We start from the raw sequence: 26,179 nt of genomic DNA, 5'->3' as shown, positions 1-26,179 counted from the left end.
AGAATGGGCAGCAAACATCCAAGGGTTGTATGCAAATCCAGCAAACTGCCAATTCCAGGCACCACATTAGATACACACAGACGTTAAGGAGAAAAAATTGGCAGAAGGCACTGTAAAATGGTTCAATGAGACAAAAGGTTTTGGGTTCATTGCTACGGATTCCGGCCAGGACGTATTCGTACACTTTTCTGCAATCCAGACCAGCGGTTTCAAAACGCTTCAGGAAGGTCAGCGGGTTCAGTTTGACATTGTTAACGGTCAAAAAGGCCCGGCTGCTGACAAGGTTGTTCCCTTAGGTTAATTTAACATCCTAAAAAATTCCAGCGATCGTCCCTGTTATATTTTCAGGGACGATCGCTTTTTTATTGGAAAAAGCCCCCCATCATGCCGAACGTTTATTGGCCAGGGATGCTGCAATGAAATCCCGGAACAGGGGGTGGGCATCCATGGGTCTGGACTTGAATTCCGGATGGAACTGGCAACCCACAAACCACGGATGCCCTTCCAGCTCAACAATCTCCACAAGATCCCCATCCGGAGACACCCCTGAAAACACAAGCCCTGCATCCTCCAGTGTCCTGCGGTAAGCATTGTTGAATTCAAAACGGTGCCGGTGACGCTCGGAAATATCCCTGTTCCCATAGGCCAGAAATGCCATACTCTCTTCTTTCAGAATACAGGGGTAGGCCCCAAGGCGCATGGTTCCGCCCTTCTCCGAACGGATATCCCTGTATTCCATTTCTCCGGTGCGGGGATTCATCCATTCTTTAATCAGATGAATAACAGGATCCGGTGTATTGGGAACAAATTCCGTACTGTGGGCCTTTTCCAGACCCGCAGCATTTCTGGCATACTCGATTACTGCCACCTGCATTCCAAGGCATATGCCAAAATAAGGAATTTTTTCTTCCCTTGCATAACGGGCAGCCAGAATCTTTCCTTCCACACCCCGTTTGCCAAAACCACCGGGAACAAGAATACCATCGGCGTTACCCAGTTTTTCAGACAGATTGTCAACGGTCAGGGTTTCGGAATCCACAAAATCAAAAATAATCTTTGCACTGTTGGCTATGCCCGCATGCATCAGGGATTCATTGAGGCTTTTATAGGAATCCGCCAGATCCACATACTTACCCACAATCTTTATACGGACATCGCTTTCCGGATTCCGGAAACCATGCACAATACGTTCCCAGGATTCCAGACGGGGCGCCCTTGCCCAGATGCCCAGAAGATCACATATCTTATCATCCAGCCGCTGATGATGATAAACGATGGGAACATCATAAATACAGTCCACATCCTTGGCCGTAATCACGCAATCCGCACTCACATTGCAGTACAGCCCGATCTTACGCTTCAGATCTTCGCTTAAAAGACGGTCTGTCCGGCACAAAAGGATATCCGGCTGTATGCCGATGGCCCGCAGATCCTTGACACTGTGCTGGGTAGGCTTGGTTTTCAGTTCGCCCGCCGTGGCAATATAGGGCACAAGGGTCAGATGGATATAAAGCACATTGTTTTTTCCCTCATCGGCCCGCATCTGACGGATGGCCTCAAGAAAGGGCAGGCTTTCAATATCCCCTATGGTTCCACCGATTTCTATGATGGCCACATCCGCATCCCTTCCAATGCGGCGGATACTCTCCTTGATCTCGTCGGTGATATGGGGAATCACCTGCACCGTACCTCCCAGATACTCCCCCCGCCGCTCTTTCTGTATAACGGCATTGTAAATTTTACCTGTGGTAAAATTGCTGAACCGGTTCATGCGCACGGAAATAAAACGCTCATAATGCCCAAGATCCAGATCCGTTTCTGCCCCGTCATCTGTTACAAAAACCTCTCCATGCTGAAAAGGACTCATGGTTCCGGGGTCTACGTTGATATAGGGATCCAGCTTCTGTATGGTGACCCGCAGGCCCCGGCTTTCCAGAAGTGCTCCTATGGATGCCGATGCCAGCCCCTTCCCCAGTGAAGAAACAACACCGCCCGTAACAAAAATATACTTTGTAGTATGATTGCTCATAATATTCCCAGAATTCATAAGGTTTTAAAAAAATACAGCCATTCAGCATGTCACAAGCTTTGCACGGTTTTGAAATTTTTTTCCTTCATTTGACCTAATTGTACAGCAGAGTTTATTCCAAACTTCCAATGTTGTAATTACAGCATCTTCTTACTGTTGCAAGGCACTCTGGCTGTTTGCAAGTGACATTGCAATCGTTTCGGATCAGAGGTTCGAAGGCCTGTGCGAAAGAAGCGGCAAACTGTCTGAGCCGCCACAAAGGCAGCACACCAAGGCCTGCTATGGTAATCAAAAAGCTTATCCTGCCTGTGGCGGCGAGTTTTTGCCGCTTCCGCACAGGGCAAGAAGCTCCCGAATAAGATTGCGTCACGGGCAAATAGCTTGAGTGCCTCTGCACATGTCTGGCAGGTATGGCTTGACAATCCGTCAATGGACCGGATGATTTTCAAGGTTCACTGACCGCCCCCGCACCTTACGGAGGACGGGGGAATCATACGAAAACCGCATGGCTGTATCTTAGGGTTACGGAAACGCTTACTGATAACGTCTGCGCAGGCGTTCCAGATTCACCTCAATTTCCACAAGGGGGTCTTCCCCGCCTTCCATCAGGGGCAAGTGATCAGCATATCCATACTGCTGCCGGATGCGATCAATGGCAAAAAGGGCATCGCTTATGCTGTCTTTACGCAGATCCTGCACAGCTATTCTTTGCAAAAGCGCCCTCTCCCCTTCAAATATTTCTATCCGCAGGGGCCATGCAGCCCCGTCAAAACGCTGCCAGTCCAGATAGCGAAAGGTCACCTCCCGCCTCCGGCCCCCTTCTGTACCCTCAACCAGTTTAAGGGCCACGGGGTAAAGGCTTTCCTTATCTATCAGCATTCTCGTACCATCCGGAGCGCCCAGACGATAGCAGATACGCCCGCCGTAGCGGGTAAGACCGGTCCTTTCCATATCCATCCCCGATTCCGTGAGAGCGGAAATCAGCATGGGCCTGTCCCTGAGCAGCAGGGGAAGATAAAAAAAATCCTCCATCCCCGTCTGCTCTCTGACAATGACACCATCCAGCACCAGAAGAAAACGGCCCTCCTGTGTAGCAATGCGCAAACGCCTGCCATCCTTTGTTTCACTGCGGAATGCATGGGGAGGGTTGAAAAAAAACACATCCTCTACCCTGGAGACCTCACCTTCCTTTTCAAAGGCGGGCAGAGCAATCAGGGTATCCAGACGCACCTTGGCCCCCTTCCCCATGGACCGGACCATCAGGTCCAGCATATGGGGGCCTTCGGGAATGAAGGCCTGTGCGGAAAAGGGCATCAGAAAAAGAATCATCCCCAGAACAATTCCCCTGCCAGCTCTTTTCATACAGGCCTCCTTCCTGAAAAAACATGGATTGAACGTATATTCAACAAAATATCCTGTTACTCAAGGCACAAAACCATGGAAACTATGCACCTAAAGGAAAAACATTTCCCGCATACACAGCCGCCTCTCCCAGTTCCTCTTCAATACGGATCAGCTGGTTGTATTTTGCAACACGGTCGCTGCGGGAAAGGGAGCCTGTCTTGATCTGGCCCGCATTCACACCCACAGCCAGATCCGCAATAAAGGTATCCTCGGTCTCACCGGAGCGATGGGAAATCACCGTGGCGTAACCCGCATTTTTTGCCATGGCTATGGCTTCAAGGGTCTCACTCACCGTACCGATCTGGTTGAGTTTGATCAAAATGGCATTGGCAATGCCGTCTTCAATCCCCTTTTTCAGAATGGCGGGGTTGGTGACAAAGACATCATCCCCCACAAGCTGCACCCTTTTGCCAAGGCGACGGGTCATTTCAGCCCAGTTTTCCCAGTCCCCTTCCGCAAGGCCGTCTTCAATGGAAACAATGGGGTAGCGGTTCAGAAGGTCTTCATAATAATCAATCATTTCCGCAGCAGACAGAACACGGCCTTCTCCTTCGAGATGGTAGGCGCCGTCCTTGTAAAACTCACTGGCCGCCACATCCAGAGCCAGAGCCACATCCCTGCCGGGAGCATAACCTGCAGCTTCAATGGCTTCCATAATCAAAGCAATGGCCTGTTCGTTGCTCTCCAGATCCGGAGCAAAGCCGCCCTCGTCCCCCACAGCCGTATTCAGACCCTGTTTTTTCAAAAGGCTTTTCAGGTGATGGAAAATCTCCGCCCCCATGCGCACGGCATCGGACACACTGGAAGCCCCCACGGGAATGACCATGAACTCCTGAATATCCAGACTGTTGCTGGCATGGGCTCCCCCATTGATGATATTCATCATGGGTGTGGGCAGGGTATTGGCCGCAATACCGCCCAGATAACGGTAAAGGGACTGACCATGGGCATCGGCACCGGCGCGGGCTGCGGCCATGGAAAGGGCTAGAATGGCATTGGCTCCCATGCGGGATTTGTTTTCCGTACCGTCACACTCCAGCATGGCACGGTCCAGCCCCACCTGATCCGTCACATCATAGCCGAGAATTTCAGGGGCCAGCAGTTCCATCACATTGTTCACCGCCGTACGGACCCCCTTACCCAGATAGCGGGAAGCATCGGCATCCCGGAGCTCCAGCGCCTCACGTACCCCCGTGGAAGCTCCCGAAGGTACGGCAGCCCGGCCTGCGGCCCCATCGGACAGGAGGATATCCGCCTCCACCGTAGGATTCCCACGGGAATCCAGCACTTCCCTGGCCCGGACATCAATAATTTCCGTCATGATATATTCTCCTTGCTCTTGCTGACCTTAAAAATCAACTATATGGAATTAAAAGAATAAAACACATTTTCACATTATATCCAGATTGACAAAAGTCCATGAACTGATACTCTTCATGGGTTTTTCTGTCAAGGAAGCCCGTATCAGGCCAGCCGAACACCCCCCTGGATGCGCCGGAACCATAAACAAAGGCCATTGCCGGAAAGGAAAGCCATGCACGGAAAAAGCCCCTATGAAACCGCCCATCTTCTGGTGGCTGCCATCCGCATCTGTACCCATCAGAAAAATGGAACACCACCGGAAATATCCGACATATCCTCCCTGCTGAAAATCTCAGCGGAAGAAATTCTGATTCTCATCCGTCAGATGGAAAAAATCGGCGTTCTTGAATGCCTTGATCAGGCAGGCACATCCCGGTACTTCATTCAGGACATGCAGGTTCTGGAGACACTGCCAAAACAGCGGGAAGAAAAAGCCATACAGGCAGAAATTGAGTCTTTCAAGAATAGCAGACAGAAAAAAAATATGGAAATTGAAAATTTTCAGAAAAAACAGAAAGAAAAACAAAAAGAACTTTTCAGTCAGCTCAACCGCAAACTGAAGTCCGATGAAACCCGCTGATCAGGCTGCGTGAAGGCGTCCCCAAAACAGCAACACCCCGCAGAACTTTTCCAAGGGACTTTACGGGTATCCGGAGGCAGACCCAAGGAAGACTGCCAGCGGACACCCGTGAAGGACGCCCCACAGAGGACTAAAGCACCCGCACCTTCACCATATTGGTTGTACCCTTCTGCCAGATGGGATGCCCTGCCGTAAGGATCACAGCCTGCCCTGCCTTTGCCAGCCCTGCTTCCAGTGCCGCATTCCCCGCCTTTTCAATCATGGTATCCGTATCCTGTTCCTCTTCAAAAAGCCCTGGTATGCAGCCCCAGTGGAGACATAAACGCTGAACAACCTTTGCCTCCGGGCTTAGGGCCAGAATGGGACAGCGGGGCCGGAACCGGGCAATCTGGGCGGCGGTAAATCCGCTGCGGGTAGGTGCCACCACAGCCGCAGCATCCAGCTCATCGGCCAGCATGGCCGAAGCTCTGGCCACGGACCCCGGCACACCGGAATCCTCTGGCTTTTCCCGGTAGCGCTCATGGGGGAAAATTCTTTCCGCACGGGCCGCTATCTTTGCCATGTACTGCACGGCTTCCACGGGAAAGGTTCCCATGGCCGTTTCCTCCGAAAGCATCAGGGCATCGGTACCATCCAGCACCGCATTGGCCACGTCATTGGCCTCAGCCCTTGTGGGTCTGGGGCTTTCCACCATGGATTTCATCATCTGGGTGGCAATGATCACCGGTTTTCCTGCCCTGTTTGCCATGCGTACCAGATCCTTCTGAATATCCGGCACATTCTCCAGAGGAATTTCCACCCCCAGATCCCCCCGGGCTACCATGATGCCATCGGCCTCCCCAAGAATTTCTGCCATATGATCCAGCGCTTCATGCTTTTCAATCTTGGCAATCACAGGCGTATCCTGCCCGAAAGCCGCCACAAGGGTCTTCACCTCCCGGATATCTGCGGCACTGCGCACAAAGGAAAGGGCCACATAATCCACACCACAGCCAAGGCCGAATTCCAGATCCAGCCTGTCCTTTTCCGTCAGTGCAGGAATATTCAGCGTGCCCGAGGGCAGATTGATGCCCTTGCCCGATGTCAGCACACCACCTGTCACCACACGACAGCCGATTTCAAAAGCGCCTTTTTCCAGAACGAAAAGTTCCATCATGCCATCGGCCAGAAGCAGGGTGTCCCCCACACGCACATCCCGGGCAAGCCCCTCATAAGTGACGGGAATGGCAGGGCCGCCTTCACCAAGGGTTGTGAGCCTGACTTCAGAACCCGCCACAAGACGGACACCCTCATCGGAAAGTTTTCCCACCCGGATTTTGGGACCGCAGAGATCCTGAAGGATGGCTACGGGAATATTCAGTTTTTCTGATATGGAGCGGATACGCCGTACCATGAGGCCATGGTCTGCATGGCTGCCGTGGGAAAAATTCAGCCGGGCCCCCCGCATTCCCGCCAGTATCATTTCTTCAAGGATATTCCCGGCGGAACAGGCAGGGCCTATGGTACAGATAATTTTTGTTTTTTGCATGAAAAGACCTTTCAGACTATGTATTTACAGCCCCCTTGCCTTATGCGGCCCCTGAGCCCGGCCCCATGCGCAGGATGGCAGATTCCAGAACCCTCGTTGCATCCATACCGGACTTGATACGCAGATCCGCCTCCGCAAGGATTGCCATGGCCTGCTCCAGCTCCCGCCTTTCAAAACGCTCGGCCCGCAAAAGGGCCTGATACACGGGATAGGGATTTTTACCATTCCCGGCAATTCCAAGATCCGTTGATTTGGCTGCCCCCCCACCGCCATCCTCCCACTCCTGACGCATGGCTTTAAGGGCCGCCTCATGTTCCAGAAGGGCGGGCAAAACAAAACGGGTGAAACCATCATAGGCCATGCGCCGGGTCCAGCCTTTTCCCGCAGGGGAAATGAGAAAATCCTTGGCCACCACAAGTTTTCTGAACTGATTCACCAGTGCGGAAAGGGCCTGCAGGGGATGCATGCCGTCTTTGATGAGGCCCGCAAGGGAAAAAAGGGCTTCGGAGACATTCCTGTCCGCAACGGCCCCCGTAAAAACAAAAATGGGGTCCTGACGGGTACGGACCAGAACCTCCTCCACATCCTTAAGGGTAATACCCTTCCGGTCCCCCGCAAAATCCGACAGCTTTTCAAGGTTGGCCACAAGCATGCGCAGGTCAAAACCCGTCAGTTCCAGAAGACGGCTGGCTGCTCTGGGATCAATGGTTTTACCCGCCCTGCCCAGAACCCCGACCAGACACTCCCGCATCATTTCGTCTCTGGCTTCACGGTCCTGCCGCCGGTTTCCCGAAGGCACACTGCAATCCACCACACAGGCCAATGCGGCAAGTTTTTTATAAAGCACCCTGCGCCTGTCCACCTGATCCACGGTAATCAGCAGATGGTGCCCTGCAGGAAAACCCTTTTCAATGGCCCTTAAAAGAAGCTCCCCCTCATCCATGGAATCAGGTACTTTCAAACCCTTTTGCAGACAGGCCTCTGCCAGAGACTGCATCCATGCGTCTTTTTCAGCGATCTTCTTTTTTTTCCCCCCCGAAGACACAAGGGATTCCAGAGTCATTCCCTTTAAAGCAAGATATCGTAAAAAAAAGGGAATGGCCTGCTTTGTCTTACCCTTCAGGGCTGCTTTTTCCGCTTTTTCCGCCAGTGTCTGGGCCTCACTGACGGAATCAAAAATCCGCGCCCCGGAAAGCCCCACCACCTTACCGCTGGCAAAAAGGGAAAAGGTACTGACCTCTTCCAGGGCATCCCGCAGCCTCACCTGCTCCCCTTCAAGGAGCTCAAAGGCCTCTCTGGGACCAAGGGCGGCAGCCAGCCTGTCCACGGCATTGTCACAGAGAAAAGACTCCCCGTGAATCAGATAGACAGGAAAAAAACCGTCCTTCTCCTGTCCATGCAAAGCCGCAGGCAGCTCCGTATAACGAATTTCCACCATGTAAAATACTCCCCGAAGGAGATTCCCCCCGGATGCTTTCTATGGATTGTTTCCCTTTCATTGCCGGGCAATGTTCAAGGAATGTCTGAGTGAAATCAAGTGCAAAGGCCATTTGTTCGTGACGCAAAACAATTGCAATGTCACTCACAAAAGGCCTTTGCACCTTGTTAAAGCTTACATCTTTATTGAACAGGCAGCACAATAGCAGAAACGGGGGCTAAAAACCCTCGGGCAGTTTTTTAAACAGTACATGGAAAACAAAAATACCCATCCCCACACAGATGGCCGAATCCGCCACATTAAAGGCCGGCCAGTGCCAGGTTTTCCAGTACACATCAAAAAAATCAATCACATAACCAAATCGTATGCGGTCGGTCATGTTCCCCACAGCCCCGCCGAATATCAGGGCCAGCCCTGTCCTCAGCCACAGAAAATTCATGGGCGTTCTGTGATAAAAATAGAGAATCATCAGGGTGGCAAGACCGGAAACAAAAATAAAGACTATCTTACGGATCAGCTCACTCTGCCCCGCAAGGAAACCGAAGGCTCCCCCGGGATTGTGTACATGGGTCAGATCAAAAAGGCCGGGAATCAAAGGAATGGTACTGCCATAGGCCATGCCCGTATGCACAAGGTGCTTGGTCACCTGATCTGTGAGCACCACAAAACTGGCTACCCAGAGAAGAAAAACGATTCTTTGATTAATCATGGAACTCCTGTTTCTGCCATGGGGTATGAAGCAGATTCCCGGCACTCCGGCTGGCTGCAATGGCCTTTTACGAAACCATGACCCCTTCGCAGCCTGCCGGAGCAGGGGTAAAATTATACCATTTCCATGGTTTCCATCGCCTTGATGCAGCGTTCACAGACCTCGGGATGATCAGAAGAATGCCCCACACTGGCATCCCGGACCCAGCAGCGCACACACTTTTCACCACCGGCCCGGACAACACCGATGAAAAGCTCTTCAGAATCTGCGGCAGGCGCAAGGCCCTCGGTGCTTTCTTTTAGGGTCACGGCACTGACGATGAAAACATTTTTCAGCAGGGCGGTGTCAAAGCCTGCCAGCAACGCAGCCGTCTCACCACTGGCCGCCAGAAGCACCTCCGCATCCAGAGGATGCCCGATGGTTTTTTCCCTGCGGGCCAGTTCCAGCACCTTCAGCACCTCGGAACGGATGCGGGCAAGCCCCTCCCAGCGGGCAACCAGCTTGTCATCGGCCAAGCCCTTAACCTTCGGCATGGCTGCCAGATGCACACTTTCTTCCTTATCCGGCCAGAGGGGCATATGGGTCCAGACCTCTTCTGCGGTAAAGGGAAGGATGGGTGCCATCATGCGCACAAGGCCATCCACAATGCGGAACATCGCTGTCTGGGCACTGCGGCGGAGGGGGCCAGATGCCGCTTCCGTGTAGAGGCGGTCCTTGAGAATATCCAGATAAAAGGCGGAAAGATCTAAAGTACAGAAATTATGCAGACCATGGTAAATGGTATGGAAACCATAATTATCGTAGGCCTTTTCCACCCGGCCCGTCAGCTGATCCAGACGATGCAGGGCATAGCGGTCCAGTTCCGTCAGGTCGCCATCCGCCACGCTGTGTTCCGAAGGATTAAAATCATAGAGATTGCTGATGAGAAAACGGCAGGTATTGCGGATACGGCGATAGGCTTCGGAGAGCTGACGCAGAATATTATCTGAAATGCGCACATCATCCTTGTAGTCCGATGACGCCACCCAGAGACGAAGGATTTCCGCACCATGCTGCTTGATCACCTTTTCCGGTGCAATGACATTGCCCACGGATTTGGACATCTTCCGTCCTTCACCATCCACCACAAAACCATGGGTCAGCACCGCACGGTAAGGGGCTTTATCCTTCAGCCCCACGGAGGTGAGGAGGGAACTGTGGAACCACCCCCTGTGCTGATCACTGCCCTCAAGGTAGAGGTCGGCAGGCCATGAAAGCACCTCCTTTCTTTCCTCCAGAACAGCCAGATGGCTCACACCGGAATCAAACCATACATCCAGAATATCGTTTTCCTTCACAAAACGGGAGGAACCGCAGTCGCAGCATTTTGCTTCACCCGCAAGAAAATGGGCAGCCTCCTGCTCAAACCAGACATCCGCTCCCTTTTCAAGGAAGGTTTCATAAATCCGGTCCAGGGTCTCTTTATTCATGAACAGACTGCCGCAGTCCTCACAATAGAACATGGGGATGGGAACACCCCAGGAACGCTGCCGTGAAACACACCAGTCCGGTCTGTTGGCAATCATGCCAAAAATTCGCTCCCTGCCCCATTTGGGAATCCACTGCACCCTGTCAATTTCCTCTAAGGCCTTTTTCCGGAGTTCATTGTTTTCCATGGATATGAACCACTGGGGAGTGGCCCGGAAAATCACCGGTTTTTTACACCGCCAGCAGTGGGGATAGCTGTGGGCCATGTCCATGCGATGCACCAGATGCCCGGCTGAGGCAAGCTTTTCCATCACCATTTCATTGGCTTTAAAGACAAAGACACCCGCCAGATCTTCACCCACCTCTTCGGTGTAACAGCCGTTGTCTTCCACGGGGGAATAGGGCTCAAGGCCATAACGCCCGCCCACAATGTAGTCATCGGCACCATGGCCGGGTGCCGTATGTACACATCCGGTTCCCGCTTCAAGGGTAACATGCTCTCCCATGATCACAGGGGAGATACGGTCATAAAACGGGTGGGTACACTCAAGATTTTCAAGCTCTTTTCCCGTCCACTCCCCTGCAAGGGAGAAATTTTCCACACCAAAACTTTTCATGAGATCTTCGGCCATATCTTTGGCCACAATGCGGATGCGATCACCCATGTCCACTGCCGCATAGATAAAATCCGGGTGCAGACAGATACCTAAGTTGGCGGGGATGGTCCAGGGTGTTGTGGTCCAGATCAGCATATCCACAGGCTTGCCAAGGCCCATATCCTTTTTCAGGGGAAAGGCCACAAAAATGGAGGGGGATCGCTCGTCCCTGTGCTCAATTTCCGCCTCGGCCAGGGCGGTCTGACAACTGCAGCACCAGTGGATGGGTTTTTTTCCACGATACAGACCTCCGTTCAGGGCAAAAAGGCCACAGGCCTTTGCAATGGCCGCCTCATAGGCAAAGGCCATGGTCTGATAGGGATTCTCCCATTCCCCCATCACCCCCAGCCGTTTGAACTCCTCCCGCTGAACATCCAGGAAATTCTCAGCATAGCTCCGGCACTGCTGACGGATCTGTACCGTACTCATCTCTTCCTTTTTCTTCCCGAGCTTTTTATCCACGTTGTGTTCAATGGGAAGGCCATGGCAGTCCCAGCCCGGTACATAGGGCGCATCAAAGCCAGCCATCTGCCGGGAACGTACTATAATATCTTTCAGAATTTTATTCAGGGCCGTGCCGATATGAATATTGCCGTTGGCATAGGGAGGTCCGTCGTGCAGGATAAATTGAGGACGGCCCGCACTGGCGGACCGGATTTTTGCATAAAGATTCTTTTTTTCCCAGTCTGCCAGCTGTACAGGTTCCCGCTGTGTCAGGCCTGCTTTCATGGGGAAATCCGTTACCGGAAGATTCAGGGTTTTTTTATAATCCATGGGAAAATACTCTCCAGTATTCAAAGGGTAAAGTGTCGATGACACGGTATTATTCTGATGCTACCTTATATATAAGGCTGGAATATCTAAGCCATCTTGCCCGATGCTGTCAAGGAAGGCATAGCCTCCCGCCGCCGGATAAGCACCAGGGAACGCTCCCCACCGCCAAAGGGCAGACCATAGGTCCGGCATTCCATGGCAAGCTCAGGAAACATGGGGGCTGCCGCCGCTGTTTCATCCCTTCCATCGGGACCTTTCATGGCAATGATACTTCCCGATGACGCCAGAAAGGGAAGACTTAAGGAAACAAAACGTTCCAGAGAAGTAAAGGCCCTTGAAACCACACAGGAAAAATCACCGGCATCCAAAGATTCCACACGGGTATGCAGGGCGCTGGCATTGGCAAGTTTCAGGGAGCGGATCACATCCTGCACAAAGACCATTTTTTTCTGCACACTGTCCACCATCAGTACATCCAGATCCGGGCGCATGAGAGCCATAACCAGACCGGGGAAACCGCCCCCGCTTCCCATATCCAGCACCCTGCCGCCAGCAGGCAGATGGGCAGTGAGGGTAAGGGAATCCAGCACATGTTTTTCCGCTACTTCCAGAGGATCTGTAATGGCCGTCAGATTAATTTTTTTGTTCCACAGAATCAGGTTCCTGACATGCAGGGCCAAACCTTCCAGCACTTCCGGGGCCGGATACAGGCCCATGAGTGCGGCACCTTCTTTTACCTTTTCACACCATAGGCTGTCTCCTGCCTGCATGGTTTCATCCCCTTTTTTCCATAATCATTCCTGTTAATTCATTTACAGATCTTTAGATTTTCAATAAGATTCCGTAACGTAACTGTTCAGCACGGTTTTCCAAGTATCATACCTGCAAGACAGATGCACAGGCCCCAGGCTATTTGCCCGTGACGCCGAAACGATTGCAATGTCACTTGCAAATAGCCACGGAGCCTTGCAACAGTATGAAGCTGCTGTAACTACAGCATTGGTAGTTCGGAATAAAAGGTGCTGAATAATTACTCCGTAACTTTTAATCTTCAACTTTTAAAATCAAAAACACGTTACACTTTTTTTTAAACCAGAACCCTGACATCACATATAAAAGGTAAAAATTATCGCATGAAAAGTTTTTTTTCTTCTCCCTATCAGCTTTTTTACGCTTTTCTCATGCTTGTTTCCCTTGGCTTTGGCCTCTTTGGTGTCCATGTCCTGCGTCTGGCCTACCTGCTGGAAGAACCCGGTTATTTCATTCTTTTTTTCTTTGCTGCCAACTTCATTATCCTCTTCAGTCTCACCTTTGCCCTGATCTCCTTTTTCCGGATCAAGGCTGACCGGGACAGAATCCATAAAAAATCAGATTCCTGAACGAAAAAACGACCGGAAGCTTAAAATACCCTCAGGGTTTCATGTTTTTTTACAGAACAGGGGAAAAAAGACTGGCAAAGCGCACGGCAAAACGAAAAAACCACTCCGGCCGGGGAAGCCTGCGGCCATCCACTTCCCAAGAAACCTCAAAATCCTTCTCCAGCATGCGGGAGACCTGAGATGCCATACCCTTATCCGCAGCAACCAGTGTAATCTCAAAATTCAGATGAAAGGAACGGTTATCCGCATTGGCCGTTCCCACACCAGACAAATAATCATCCACCAGAATTACCTTCTGATGCAAAAAACCGGGCTGATAACGAAAAATCCGGATACCTTCCATGGCCAGCTTCTGAATACAGGCATAACTGGCCAGATGCACAAGCCAGAAGTCCGAGCGTGAAGGCAGAAGAATCCGCACATCCACACCCCTCAGCGCAGCCATCTGCAAAGCCTGCATGACCGCATCATTGGGAACAAAATAGGGACTTGCAATCCACACCCTTTCCTTTGCCGCAAGGATGAGGTTGACAAAAAAAAGGGAGCATGCCTCCAGATGATGGGCCGGATCCGTGGGAAGTACCAGCATGGGAATGCCCGGTGCCGTTACCCTTTCTGCCTTCCAGTTCAGAGAAAGCTGCTCTCTGGTTGCCCAGTACCAATCTCCCTCAAATACCCTTTGCACAGCCATAACCGAAGGCCCTTCAATCTCCATATGGGTATCCCGCCAGCAGCCGAAACTCGGGTCTCCTCCCAGATATTTTTTTCCAACATTATGACCACCGACAAAGGCTTTTTTACCATCAACGACCACAATCTTACGGTGATTACGGAAATTGAGCTGAAACCGATTAAGCAGCCCCCTGCGTGTAAAAAAAGGCCGGAAACGTACACCCGCTGCCCTGAGCTTTCGTCCATAGGCGGATTTCAGTTTACGGCTGCCAATTTCATCATAAAGGAAGTAAACCCTTACCCCCTGTGCGGCTTTTGCAATCAGAAGATTCTGCAGCTCTTTTCCCAGAGAGTCATGGCGAACAATAAAAAACTCCAGAAGAATATAATCTTCCGCCTCAGAAATCGCCGAAAAAATGGCTCCAAAGGTATTTTTGCCATTAATCAAAAGTTTTGCCCGATTTCCATCCGTAAAAGGGGTAAGGGCAAGATTCTCCATAAGCCTGAAAGTTTCTTTCTGGCTATCTTGGGGAAAGGCCCTGAATTTTTCCAAAGAAAATTTATGATCCGGTTTTTCAGCAACTTTTTCAAGCTGCCCCTGGCGCAGGGCCTCAGCATAGCCCTGAAACTTGTTTCTTCCAAAAATCAAATACAGGGGTATGGTCAGCCAGGGAAAAGTAATAAGGGCAATCATCCACGCAACGGCCCCCTGGGAACTTCTTGCGTACATGACAGCATGCACAGCCATAAAAATGGCCAGCACTTCCACAAGGAAAACAACAATGGCAATAATTGTAAGCATATAATCTTTCTAAAAAATAATCGCTTTTACATCTGTTCCGGGTAAACGTTATGAGCAGCAATCCCAAGGGAAACGGCCTGCTTTCAGCACAGGGAAAGTGCCGCCCCCCATTGCAATGGATTGAAGAAAGCGCTCTCTTCAAATTTCAAAATCAGAAAGCATACAAACACATCTGAACAACTTAAAAAAGATCCCTGAAAAAAATATTTTTACCTTCATCCTTACAACAAAAAAGCGCATCCATTTGATGGATAGAAATAAAGCATGCCATAAAAAAACAGTGATAAATCGAATACTATTTGGCGTCCACTCCCAAATCTTTCAAAAAGAGCCTTCCTCCGGACGTACGGTGGCAGACTCTGCCATACACTGGCAACCCCGATGACTTCCCCTGTCTTCGTAAATGCCCCCGGGATCTGAGACCCGCAGCCTTAAAATTGTGGCGGGTAAGAACATAGAAAGTCATAAAGAAATCCTTAAAATTTTGCACAGAATTATTGGATCGAATCCAGTGGAAATCTAAATTCGGAATATAATACCATACCAGCTTCTTTCCAGGCACATCAAGATAACACATGACTATTTTATAATTCATCCAATAATCAGAATTCCTTTCATAAAAAGAAAAATGATGGCAGAATAATGTTGACTGCATCATAACCCTCATATTTACAGAATCAAAAAAATACCCCGCAAACAGGAGCTGAGCATGTATCAACGCCTGCTGAAAATTTTCATTCTGGCACAGGATCCACAGCTTGAAAGCATCCTGAAAAAGCTTAGGCCGCTGGAACAGTTTTCACACGAGATCATCTGCCAGCCCCACGCCAACGGAGCGAGGCTGGCAGACTGTTCTGTCATCATCCTTGATTCTTTCACCAGCAACAGCAGCTTCATAAAAAAGATACATAGTGAAAAAAACAAAGATAGTTTTCTGATTGGCTGCTTCACCACAGAAAACCTAAATATGCTTGCAGAGGTTCACGATATTCTGGATCAGGTCTGGGTCAGACCCTTCGCAGAAGAAAAAATACTTTCTTCCTTCAAAAAAATAATGAACGGTATCAAAGAAAGCGAAGACGCATCCCTCACCCAAAGATACCTTGATACCCTGATAGACAGCCTGCCTGACCTCATCTGGTTCAAAGATGCACGGGGCTCCCATCTCAAGGTGAATAACAGCTTCTGTAAAGCCGTGAACAAAACAAAAAAACAGATTCAGGACCGCGGCCATTATTACATCTGGGATATAGAACCCGAAGAATATGCCAAAGGGGAATATGTCTGTCTTGAATCCGAAGAAATTGTCCTTAACAAAAAAGAAACCTGCCTTTTTGATGAGACGGTCAAGTGTCAGGATGAGCTGCGGAAGTTCAAAACCTACAAATCACCCATCTTTGACAAAGATGGAAGGGTTATCGGCACAGTAGGTTTCGCCCATGACATTACGGACCTGCAGAACCTGATGATTGAATTGAAAATTCTGATGGAAAGCCTCCCCTTTGCTGTCATGGTGGCCGACAGGGATAAAATCATTACCCTTATCAATCAGAAATTTATGGAGCTTTTTTCCCTGGACCAAAGAGATCTGGCAGGAAGCAGGATAGATTCATTCATAGATGAAAGCCGTAAGTTCACCCGAAGCAAAAAATGGATCATTGAACAGGAGGAAGAAAACACGCTGATGCTTTCACAGGATACGGTTCTGAAAATTCATAACGAGCCGCTTCTGGATATTTTTGGCATACTGGCAGGCTACATCTACCTCTTTGTTGATATCACCCTTGAACACAGCCACAAAAACCGGCTTCTCATGGACGCCAACACGGACCATCTCACCGGACTGAACAACAGGCGCAGTCTTCAGGACTTTATGAGAAAAACGCCCTGCCAGCACAGTACGGCCCTTCTGCTCGCAGATCTGGATAACTTCAAGGAGGTGAACGATCAGTTTGGCCACGATGAGGGAGACAGAATACTGGTTGCCTTCTCCACCCTGCTTCAGCAGATTTTCCATGCCGATAACCTGTTCCGCCTTGGTGGAGATGAATTTGCCATCGTCCTGCCCGATATGAAAAAAAACGAAGCCCCATGTCAATACGCAGAAAAAATCCTCACAGGGTTTGACAGCGTACTGTTGAAACAGTTCCCCCACACCCGCGTTTCTGTCAGTATCGGTATTGCCATTGATGTGGATGACAGCGAAAATTTCGGGGAGCTGTTCAGGAGGGCGGACATGGCCCTGTATGAAGCAAAAAACGCCGGGAAAAGTGCCTTCAGATTCTGGAGTCACCATGGGGCAGATCCCTAAATAATACCGGATGGTTCCATGAAGCAGAAACAAGAATGCGCATATGCGGCAAAAAAAGTTTCCTCCGGCCCCCCCGACCAGACCCGGACCGCTACCCGATAGGTGCAATATAATAGCCCTTTGAGATACCTTCGATATTTTCAAAATAGTAAAAACACCTGGCATCCGCTTCTTCCACCGCCGCAATAAACTGTGAAAGTTCTTCGTGGGTAATGATGGTTCGTACCATCCAGAAAGCTTCTCCCGTATAACCTCCGATACCCTGCTGAACCGTATAGGTTCTGTGGCTGGATGTGGCTTTGATGGCAGCACCAACGGCATCTTTTTTATGGGTGATCACAGAGAGCATGGTCAGCTGAAACTTTCGGTAAAGGTTGTTCAGAGTTGTTGTGGAAACAAAAATATAAATACAGGTATACATCAGGGTATTGATAACGGAAGCCAGTTCTCCGTATTTCAAATAATCCATAAAAAGTCCGAAAGCCGTGGATGTCATGGCCGCAAAAATGGCAATATAGCCTACGGGTTTCAGGTATTTCATGGCAAAATAAGCTGCAGGAATATCTTCATCCCCTGTGGAACCCCGCCTCTTGAAAGCCATGGCCTTGGCCACACCTGCCAGAAGCCCTCCAAAAATGACCAGTATCATGCGCTCATTCTGGGGTTCAGGGTCGGCAACCTGCAGCTCCGGCATAAGCACAAGAAAAGAACTCACCGTCACCACCACAATGAGTGTGCGCATGGCAAAGGTCCGGCTCACCTTCCAGAAGGCAAAAACAAGTAAAAAAGACTGAAAGAAAAGATAAAGAAGGATGAAAAGCAGGTAACTGTCAAAGTAATAGGAAAGGGCAGAGGCAATACCCTCGGTACCCGTGAGAATCACCTGGGAGGGAAGGACAAAATATTTCAGTGCGACAGCATAAAGAATGCCTGCAAAAAAAATTATTCCATAGTCCGCAAGACAGGACTTCATCGGTCAAATATCCTTTCAAAACACATATGAATCCAGCTAAAAATCCCAGCGGATACCCCCGACAAGGGTATCCAGCCCTCCCTTATCCGCCAGAAGCTTATACCCTGTGGAACGATGATGCAGACGCACGGTAAACATCCATGGTGCCTGTAAGGGGCCTGCGGTCAACTCCATGAACCAGTGAAAAAGAACGGGCTGGCTGTCTCCACGGGTCTCCACTTCAAGGGGAGGCGTGTCACTGGACCACGAAGGCCCCACACCAAAGGCTGCGGAACTCCGGAACTCGTGACTCCAGGGCATACGATGATGGCGTATCACCACCGGCAGATTGCTTTCCCAGTGGTTCTGTATGCCCCAGTGGCGGACAATCTGGCCTTCCAACTCAAAGGAAAGATGCCAGTCCGGTATACGGGCAAAGGTGTATGCCATCGCGCAGGCTGCTATCCTTGAATCGGCAAAATCAAGGGTAAAGGGAGAAATAAAAAAATCTTCCCAGACATTTCTTGTGCTCTGACCTCCAAAAACCGTGAGGGAAATATCTCTGGCCTTTACCATATCCGGCCAGCAGATCAGAAGCATCCAGAAACCAAGGAGATATCCTGTTTTTTTCATATCAGCCACCTTTCACAAAATATCCTCGCCTTTGCACTAACAGCAAAAAAGCAAAAGAGTCTGGACAAAGCCCGTTTCAGGGCGTATTGGAAATAAAGACTCATTCCGCACGGAAACAGAGATTTTTGAAGCCATTCGGCCTTCTCTTTCCCCTTGGAGCATCCATGTTCGACACATCCCTTCTTGCCTTTCTTTCTGCCATGCTCATCCTCACCCTTGCTCCGGGTGCGGACACTTTCCTTGTAATCCGGAATACCCTGAAAGGCGGGCAGAAGCAGGGGTGCACCACCTCCCTTGGGGTCTGCTCCGGGCTCTTTGTCCATGCCTCCCTTTCCGCCTTCGGCATATCCCTTATTCTTATGCACTCTGCAACGGTTTTTTCCACCGTAAAAATACTGGGTGCCCTTTACCTGATATGGCTGGGCCTTAAAAGCCTCAAGTCTGCCACAAAACCTTCAGAAAAAATCAAGGATCTGACTTTTTCTGAAGGAAAACTTCAAAAAAAATCCTTTTACAAGGCCTTTCAGGAAGGCTTTCTCTCCAATGTGCTCAATCCGAAAACCGCCGTATTCTATATGGCTTTTCTGCCCCAGTTTATTCAGCCGGATGACTCCGTACTTCTGAAGTCCTTCTTCCTTGCAGGCCTGCATTTTATCATGGCTCTGATCTGGCTTTGTATGGTGGCCCATGGCCTCCACCGGGTAGGGCACTGCCTCCGCAAACCCGCATTCACGCGCTGGATGGAAGGCATCAGCGGCGGTATTCTTGTGGGCTTCGGCATCCGTCTGGGGCTTGTCAAAGGTCTGGGCTAAACCCTGTTTCAGAAACAGGCCACAGATAGGCCATGCTGCAGAACACAAAAAAACATTTCCTTCCTGAAAAAACTTCACTATGTTTTTTTACTACCACGGTTTTTCAGCCGCAAGCCTCGGGCAAGAAAAATTGCATGACCGGATTTTACCTTTGCCTGCTTTCCACCCGTCCGGAAAATATGGTCATTGCCAAAGGGAAATGGCACCGATCCGTTACAAACCAGAAATCATATGAGAAGTAAAGAGCTGCCATGGAAACCCTATCTCACCACAACATTCTGGTCATGCTGCTTTCTCTGGGCGTTCTTCTGGCCGCAGCCCGCATCCTCGGAGAACTGGCGCAGCTTATTAAACAGCCTGCCGTGGTGGGAGAACTTCTTGCGGGCATTCTCCTTGGCCCGACAATTCTAGGCACCCTTTCCCCGGAACTCAGCCTCTTTCTTTTTCCCCCGACAGGTCCCAATGCCATAGCCCTGGACGCCATCGCGACCCTGGCCATCATCCTCTTTCTCATGGTGGCAGGCATTGAGGTGGACCTTTCATCCATCTGGAGACAGGGACCCAAGGGACTGAAGATCGGAATCATGAGTATTCTGATCCCCTTTAGCTGCGGGCTGGCCGCAGCCCTGATCCTGCCGGATGTTCTTGGCAGACCGGAGACATCTCCTCTGCTTGTTTTTTCTCTGTTCATCGCTACGGCACTCTCCATATCAGCACTGCCTGTCATTGCAAAAACCCTTATGGATATGGACCTTTACCGCAGTGACCTTGGCATGGTTGTAATCAGCGCCGCCATTCTCAATGATCTTATCGGATGGATTATCTTTGCAATCATACTTGCTCTCATGGGAAATCCGGGAGTCACCGCAGACTCCGTTGTCTTCACCATAGGCATGACCCTCGCCTTTACGGTGCTGATTCTCACCTTTGGACGACACCTCATCCACAAAAGTCTTCCCTTTGTACAGGCATACACAAGATGGCCCGGCGGAGAACTGAGTTTTGCCGTGGTTCTGGCAATTCTTGGGGCCGCCCTCTCTGAGCTGATTGGCATCCATGCCATTTTTGGTGCTTTCCTTGTGGGAGCAGCCCTTGGTGATTCCTCCCACCTCAAAGAACGCACCCGCTTTACCATAGATCACTTTGTCTCTTTTATTTTTGCCCCGATATTCTTTGCCAGTATTGGCCTTAAGGTCAATTTCATGGAACATTTTGATTTTAAAATGGTGGCCCTTGTTTTTATCCTTGCATGTTTTTGTAAAATTGCCGGCGGAGTCATTGGTGCAAGGTGGGCTCTCATGTCACGGAAGGAAGCCTGGGCCACAGGCTTTGCCATGAACTCAAGGGGGGCAATGGAAATTATTCTGGGTGTCATGGCCCTTGAGGCAGGGATTATTTCCCATTCCCTCTTTGTCGCCCTTGTTGTCATGGCTCTGGGCACTTCCATGATCAGCGGCCCCATGATCCGCATCATTCTCCGCTACCAACAGCATCTCAGCGTAGCCGATATGCTGACTTCAAAATATTTTCTGCATCGTCTACAGGCATCAAACCCCAAAGAAGCCATCTGCGAAATGGTTGAGCTGCCATGCCGTACCACAGGACTGGATAAAAACCTGATTGAAGCCGCCGTGTGGGAAAGGGAGCTCTCCTTAAGTACGGGCATCGGCAAGGGCCTTGCCCTTCCCCACGCCCGTATTGAAGGCCTGAAACATGCGATCATTGTTGTGGGTATTTCCAAGGATGGCATTGACTTTGATGCACCCGATGACAAGCTGGCCCATGTCATTTTCCTCATCCTTACTCCCCTTTCCGATGCCGATGCCCAACTGGCCATTGCATCGGAAATTTCAGGCATCTTCCGAAATGAGAGCATGCTGGAAAAAGCCCTTAAAATTAAAAACTTTACTGATTTCATGGCCCTTCTCCGCACAGCTCCCAGAGGCTGGCCCTTTTAAAGACCTCAGTCCATAGCCTTTTCAAAGTTATAACCAGATTTCTTTCACGGGCATATCCGGGTCAAAACGACAGGCTGCCTGCGCCTGAAACAGTTCTGCCGTTGCCAGGGCATCGGTGAGGGCGTGGTGGGGTCTGTACTGGGGAAGATGATAGCGGGTACGGCTGTCCGCAAGGCGGATGGAGTATCTGTTCAAACCAAAAAATTGAGAGAGCCAGTAACGAACCCCCCGGCGGAAATAACTGGCCTCTATTTCCATGGTGTCAATTACCGGAAAATCAATGCCTTCACCGATGGATTTACGCAAGGCTGCATCAAGGAAAAGACGTTCCACCTGCCTGCAGTGAACCACAATCACAGCGCCTGCCATGACAGCCAGCAGGTCAGGAATCACTTCCATAAGATCCGGACTGTTTAAGATCCGGGAATGGGTTATCCCATGGATAACCACAGAATCCGGTGTAAGGGGTCTGCCGGGATTGACCACCCAGTAACGGGACCGGCTGCTGAAAATTCTTTCCAGAGTAAAGGGCACAGCCCCGATACTGACAATGGCATCCCGCCCCGGATGCAGGCCTGTGGTTTCAATGTCCAGTGCCAGAAAAAGAACCTTACTCAGGGGCGTATCCCCATCCACGACTCCCCCGCCGTAATAATATTGAAGCAGAGGACTTCGGGCCTCCGCTGCCCTGCGGACAAAAACATCTGGCCAGCAGGGAGTTGCCCGGGGCTTCTTCTTTTCCGGGGGAAAATAAAGCATGGCATTCCTTTGTCACCCTGTTGCTCAAACCCATCAGTAACGGAATTTAATAAACTTCTGGGCATTGTTTAAAACCTGAAAGGCCTCCTTCAGGTTGCGTCTGTCAAACTGGCTGAGGTTTTCCGGGTTCACCTTATTGTTCACCTCCTGCCCCTCCTGCAGAAGGTGGGCATGATTGCGGAGACGCACCATGGAAATAAATTCCAGCGCATCGTGCAGGGTATGGGTGTGTCCCGCCGGAAGAAGGCCTGACTCACGGATATGTTCCAGCCGTTCAAAGGAATTCTGGGCCGTGGAGCCGATGGCTAAGGTATAGACCCGGATCAGGGCAACCAGCGGTGCCGATCCCCTCCTTTTCAGATCCATGGAATTTTTATATTTTCCATCTTCTTCAAGGACAAAATCCTTGAAAAATCCAAGGGGCGGCGTGCGATTAAGGGAATTTCTTGCCAGATAGGAAAGAAATTTCGGGCTGTTTTTTGCCTTACGGGCAATCTGTTCCTTAAGCTTTTCCACCCATTGTATTTCCCCCCATACCCCATCCAGATCAAAAAAAATGGAACTGTGCAACAGGGCTTCGTTGGTGGGTTTTTCAATCCACTGTTGGAAATAGTTCCGCCATACGGACAAAGGCTGCCGCCATTTTTTTTCCGTGGCCATGATTCCACCGCTGCAATAGCTATAGCCGCAGGCCGCCAGCCCGTCACAGACAAAGCTGGCAAGCTGTTTAAAGTAGCTGTCATGCAATTTTTCATCATAGGAATCATCAAGAATCAGGGCATTGTCCTGATCACCACCCGGCAAAAGCTCATCCCTGGCCATGGAGCCCATGGCCATCAGGCAACAGGGTACCGGAGGCGGCCCCAGCTGCTCCTGGGCCAGCTCCATGAGACGCTGCTTGATACTGCGGCCAAAAACACTCATGGCACTGCCCACCATATGCGAGTTGGCCCCCTCGTTCACCATCCGGATAAAACTGGCATCCATCTCACCCTTCATACGGATCAGCTCTTCCATATCCTGTGCCCTCAGAATGCGGGCCACCACCAGCAGACTGTTCTGGGACTCATAGCGAAGCAGGTCTGAAATGGATATCATACCAATACACCTTTTATTCCGCATGACAGGAAGATGATGAATATTGTAGCGCAGCATACAGAGCATGGCCTCAAAAACATATTCCTGGGCTTCCACGGTGATGAGGTCACCGGACATGATGGCTGAAACCGGGGTATCCAGAGGCAATCCTTCGGCAATAAACCGTGTACGGAGATCCCGGTCTGTGACAATACCGGCAATGGCAGAAGAGCTGTCATTGTTGGCACCCGTAATCAACAAACAGGAAACCCCTTCTTCAGTCATTTTACAACCAGCATCATATACGCTGGCTTTGGCATCAATACTGACAAGATCCCGGGTTAAAAGCTTCTGAATCCTTGTACGCATCACATCATTCATCTGCTGGGCGCGGGATACGGCCTGACGCAGACGGGTTTTTCCTCCGATTTCCACAAAGTCTGCAAAGGAATCATATTTCTCACAGAGTTCATTGAAGACATCTTCGGGAATGATATAAAGAAGGGTATCTTCGAGCGCCTTTGCAGGAAAACGCACACGGTTTTGCATCAGAAGGCTAAGCTGACCAAAGATGGCACCCTCTTCCAAACGGTTGTAAAGGGCGCCATTTCTTCGGTAAACCTCAACGGCACCACTGCGGATGAAATAGATTTCATGAATGGTTTCTCCGGAAGAAAGGATGGTGCTGCCTGCCTTGAAATAGCGGACATCCACCCTGGCGGCAATCCCGTTCACCACCTCTTCGGGAAGCTCGTCAAAGGGCTCAAAACGGCGCAGATGTTCAGAAATGTCCACCAGTTCAACTTCCATAACGCCTCCCGTTCCCTCTTCATCCACTCAGTGATTCCTGATATGCAGGGGAGGCTTTCCCCTGCATGGGGGTTTTTCCATGCCCTTAAGAGCCCGATGCCTGCTTTTTAGGCCGGGGTTCCGTGGAAAGCCCCTTGATCAGTGACCAGCAGCCCACCAACAGAATGATGGTGAAGGGAAAGCCCGTGGAAACGGCCATGGCCTGCAAAGCCACAAGGCCACCGCCAAGGAGCAGGGCCATGGCCACAAGGCCTTCAAAGGTACACCAGAAAACCCGCTGCGGTGTTGGAGACTGGACCTTCCCCCCTGCTGAAATGGTATCAATCACCAGAGAGCCTGAGTCCGATGAAGTAACAAAAAACACAATAACCAGTACAATGGCAATAAAAGAGGTCAGCTGTGCCATGGGCAGCACATCCAGCATGGCAAAAAGCTGAAGGGGTAAAACCGCCTCAGCTGCTGCGGTGTAACCATCTGCAACAAACTGACGGATGGCTGTGCTGCCAAAAACCGTCATCCAGAGAACACAGGCCGCCGAAGGAATCAGCAACACGGAAACAAGAAATTCCCTTACTGTTCGGCCCCTTGAAACCCTCGCAATGAACATGCCCACGAAGGGAGACCATGAAATCCACCATGCCCAGTAAAAGGAAGTCCAGCCTTCGGCAAAATTACTGTCCGCACGGCCGATGGGATTGGCAAGGGCGGGCAGATACTGAATATAGGCCGCAAGGTTAGCAAAAAAACCTGTGATAATGGCAAGGGTCGGCCCCACCACAATAACAAAAACCAGGAGGAGCACCGCCAGAACCATATTGATTTTTGAAAGCCGCTGAACCCCCGCCGTAAGACCGGCTATCACGGATACCAGTGCTACAATGGTAATGACGATGACCAGCAGAACCTGTGTGGTTACACCCGAAGGGAGGTTAAAAAGATAGCCAAGACCGGCTGCCGCCTGGGAGGCCCCAATGCCAAGGGAGGTTGCAAGGCCAAAGAGCGTAGCGATAATGGCAAGTATATCAATAACATGCCCCGGCCAACCCCACACACGCTCACCCAGCAGGGGGTAGAAAACGGAGCGAATGGTCAGGGGCAGTCCCTTGTTAAAGGCAAAAAGGGCAAGCCCCAGTGCCAGCACAGAATAAATGGCCCAGGGGTGCAGACCCCAGTGGTAAATGGTTGCAGCCATACCCAGCCGTTCTGCTGCCAGCGCATCACCGGCAGCCCCGCCAAGGGGTGCCCAGTCCGTGCGGACACCACCTTCTGCACTTGTGCCACCAAAGGCAGAGCTGAAATGGGAAAGGGGCTCAGAAACACCGTAAAACATAAGCCCTATCCCCATACCCGCAGCAAAAAGCATGGAAAACCATCCCAGATAGGAAAAATCAGGCTCCGCTTCGGTGCCACCGATACGGACCCTGCCCAAGGGGGAAAGGATAAGCCCCAGACAAACAAGAACAAAAATATTCCCGGCAGAAATAAAAAACCATGAAAGATTGGAGGTCAGCCAGCCACGGATACTGGCAAAAACCGGTTCCGCCTGCGCCTGAAATATCAGGGTCACGGCAACAAATAAAATGGTGACAATGGCGGATATCCCAAAAACAGGGTTATGGATATCAAAGCCATAACGCCCTATTTTTATAAATACATTATCCTGCCCCACCTGATAATCCGTATCAATGGGATTCACCTCGCCATCGGGCTCAATCTTGTCAAGGTTTTTATCTTCCATGGTTCATCTCTCCCTGATCCTTGTGGTTATGATAAATAAGGTAAAAATGAAAAACTGAAGGCTGAAAAAAATCAGTTTTTCACCTTGACCCGACAATAAGAGATTCTTTTTATGAAAGTTTATTTCTCAGGTTCAAAGGTTCCTGTCAAGAACAGACTATGTGGCACATCGTGCAGCCTTCACAAACAATCCCTCCACAGGGATTGAGCATGTGGATTTTCTTGAGACTTGCCGGAAAATAACGGAAAGGGTATAAGGCAGTCTGGTTGTTTATATATGGAGGGAGTATGGTATCCCACCTCAGACACAACCCTTATTGACTTTCATAT

20 protein-coding genes are annotated in these 26,179 nt (G+C 50.4%); 6 read left to right on the top strand and 14 right to left on the bottom strand.

Features of this window, described 5'->3' with window-relative positions:
• Positions 1–97: 97 nt before the first annotated feature.
• Complete coding sequence (locus LZ24_RS10740) at positions 98–301, top strand: cold-shock protein (RefSeq protein WP_144685304.1); 204 nt, start codon at positions 98–100, stop codon at positions 299–301.
• A gap of 81 nt (positions 302–382) precedes the next feature.
• Here LZ24_RS10740 and LZ24_RS10735 read toward each other — a convergent pair whose 3' ends face one another.
• The 3 genes from LZ24_RS10735 to eno all read right to left on the bottom strand — a co-directional run bounded on the left by LZ24_RS10735 (position 383) and on the right by eno (position 4,754).
• Positions 383–2,029 carry a CTP synthase gene (locus tag LZ24_RS10735; RefSeq protein WP_144685303.1) on the bottom strand — a complete coding sequence of 549 codons (1,647 nt, stop codon included), beginning with the start codon at positions 2,027–2,029 and terminating at the stop codon, positions 383–385.
• A gap of 534 nt (positions 2,030–2,563) precedes the next feature.
• Positions 2,564–3,391, bottom strand: a complete 828-nt coding sequence (locus LZ24_RS10730; protein WP_144685302.1) for a hypothetical protein — start codon at positions 3,389–3,391, stop codon at positions 2,564–2,566.
• An 82-nt stretch (positions 3,392–3,473) separates the two neighbouring features.
• Complete coding sequence (eno, locus tag LZ24_RS10725; RefSeq protein WP_144685301.1) at positions 3,474–4,754, bottom strand: phosphopyruvate hydratase; 1,281 nt, start codon at positions 4,752–4,754, stop codon at positions 3,474–3,476.
• A 213-nt stretch (positions 4,755–4,967) separates the two neighbouring features.
• On the opposite strand from eno, the gene LZ24_RS10720 reads away from it, so the two are divergent.
• Positions 4,968–5,375 (top strand): hypothetical protein, encoded by a 408-nt coding sequence (locus LZ24_RS10720; protein ID WP_144685300.1) that lies wholly within the window; start codon positions 4,968–4,970, stop codon positions 5,373–5,375.
• Between the two features lie 130 nt (positions 5,376–5,505).
• On the opposite strand, the gene pyk is transcribed toward LZ24_RS10720, so the two are convergent.
• The 5 genes from pyk to rsmG all read right to left on the bottom strand — a co-directional run bounded on the left by pyk (position 5,506) and on the right by rsmG (position 12,717).
• Positions 5,506–6,903 carry a pyruvate kinase gene (gene pyk / locus LZ24_RS10715; protein WP_144685299.1) on the bottom strand — a complete coding sequence of 466 codons (1,398 nt, stop codon included), beginning with the start codon at positions 6,901–6,903 and terminating at the stop codon, positions 5,506–5,508.
• 40 nt (positions 6,904–6,943) lie between these two features.
• Positions 6,944–8,341 (bottom strand): DNA polymerase III subunit delta, encoded by a 1,398-nt coding sequence (gene holA / locus LZ24_RS10710; RefSeq protein WP_144685298.1) that lies wholly within the window; start codon positions 8,339–8,341, stop codon positions 6,944–6,946.
• Positions 8,342–8,558: 217 nt separating this feature from the next.
• Positions 8,559–9,050 (bottom strand): signal peptidase II, encoded by a 492-nt coding sequence (gene lspA, locus LZ24_RS10705; protein WP_144685297.1) that lies wholly within the window; start codon positions 9,048–9,050, stop codon positions 8,559–8,561.
• Positions 9,051–9,163: 113 nt separating this feature from the next.
• Positions 9,164–11,947: an isoleucine--tRNA ligase gene (gene ileS / locus LZ24_RS10700; protein ID WP_144685296.1), complete on the bottom strand. Its 2,784-nt coding sequence runs from the start codon at positions 11,945–11,947 to the stop codon at positions 9,164–9,166.
• Between the two features lie 86 nt (positions 11,948–12,033).
• A complete protein-coding gene (gene rsmG / locus LZ24_RS10695; protein WP_144685295.1) occupies positions 12,034–12,717 on the bottom strand; it encodes a 16S rRNA (guanine(527)-N(7))-methyltransferase RsmG in 684 nt (227 codons plus the stop codon).
• A 363-nt stretch (positions 12,718–13,080) separates the two neighbouring features.
• Between rsmG and LZ24_RS10690 the strand changes: the two genes are divergently transcribed.
• Positions 13,081–13,326 carry a hypothetical protein gene (locus tag LZ24_RS10690; protein WP_246118582.1) on the top strand — a complete coding sequence of 82 codons (246 nt, stop codon included), beginning with the start codon at positions 13,081–13,083 and terminating at the stop codon, positions 13,324–13,326.
• Positions 13,327–13,375: 49 nt separating this feature from the next.
• Here the strand turns inward: LZ24_RS10690 and cls are convergent, their stop codons facing one another.
• On the bottom strand, positions 13,376–14,800 hold the full coding sequence (cls, locus tag LZ24_RS10685; protein WP_144685294.1) for a cardiolipin synthase: 1,425 nt from the start codon (positions 14,798–14,800) through the stop codon (positions 13,376–13,378).
• A 709-nt stretch (positions 14,801–15,509) separates the two neighbouring features.
• On the opposite strand from cls, the gene LZ24_RS10680 reads away from it, so the two are divergent.
• Positions 15,510–17,111 carry a sensor domain-containing diguanylate cyclase gene (locus tag LZ24_RS10680; RefSeq protein ID WP_144685293.1) on the top strand — a complete coding sequence of 534 codons (1,602 nt, stop codon included), beginning with the start codon at positions 15,510–15,512 and terminating at the stop codon, positions 17,109–17,111.
• A gap of 91 nt (positions 17,112–17,202) precedes the next feature.
• Here the strand turns inward: LZ24_RS10680 and LZ24_RS10675 are convergent, their stop codons facing one another.
• Positions 17,203–18,084, bottom strand: a complete 882-nt coding sequence (locus LZ24_RS10675) for a YitT family protein (protein ID WP_144685292.1) — start codon at positions 18,082–18,084, stop codon at positions 17,203–17,205.
• Positions 18,085–18,120: 36 nt separating this feature from the next.
• Entirely contained in the window at positions 18,121–18,696 is a 576-nt protein-coding gene (locus tag LZ24_RS10670) for a hypothetical protein (RefSeq protein WP_144685291.1), read from the bottom strand.
• Between the two features lie 125 nt (positions 18,697–18,821).
• On the opposite strand from LZ24_RS10670, the gene LZ24_RS10665 reads away from it, so the two are divergent.
• Both LZ24_RS10665 and LZ24_RS10660 read left to right on the top strand, forming a co-directional pair.
• The gene (locus LZ24_RS10665; protein WP_222427610.1) at positions 18,822–19,508 is read left to right on the top strand and encodes a LysE family translocator; all 687 of its coding nucleotides are present in this window, start codon (positions 18,822–18,824) and stop codon (positions 19,506–19,508) included.
• A gap of 251 nt (positions 19,509–19,759) precedes the next feature.
• Complete coding sequence (locus LZ24_RS10660; RefSeq protein WP_144685289.1) at positions 19,760–21,466, top strand: cation:proton antiporter domain-containing protein; 1,707 nt, start codon at positions 19,760–19,762, stop codon at positions 21,464–21,466.
• 27 nt (positions 21,467–21,493) lie between these two features.
• On the opposite strand, the gene LZ24_RS10655 is transcribed toward LZ24_RS10660, so the two are convergent.
• From LZ24_RS10655 to LZ24_RS10645, 3 genes are read right to left on the bottom strand one after another with little or no spacing between them, the layout of a single operon-like run.
• The gene (locus LZ24_RS10655) at positions 21,494–22,225 is read right to left on the bottom strand and encodes a 3'-5' exonuclease (RefSeq protein WP_144685288.1); all 732 of its coding nucleotides are present in this window, start codon (positions 22,223–22,225) and stop codon (positions 21,494–21,496) included.
• Between the two features lie 33 nt (positions 22,226–22,258).
• A complete protein-coding gene (locus LZ24_RS10650; RefSeq protein WP_246118581.1) occupies positions 22,259–24,139 on the bottom strand; it encodes a DUF294 nucleotidyltransferase-like domain-containing protein in 1,881 nt (626 codons plus the stop codon).
• 58 nt (positions 24,140–24,197) lie between these two features.
• Positions 24,198–25,850, bottom strand: a complete 1,653-nt coding sequence (locus LZ24_RS10645) for a BCCT family transporter (protein ID WP_144685287.1) — start codon at positions 25,848–25,850, stop codon at positions 24,198–24,200.
• Positions 25,851–26,179 lie beyond the last annotated feature (329 nt).

Source organism: Desulfobotulus alkaliphilus (assembly GCF_007830435.1).
Lineage (GTDB): Bacteria > Desulfobacterota > Desulfobacteria > Desulfobacterales > ASO4-4 > Desulfobotulus > Desulfobotulus alkaliphilus.
Note: the sequence above shows the minus strand (reverse complement) of the source record. Positions and strands in the feature narration are given on the sequence as shown.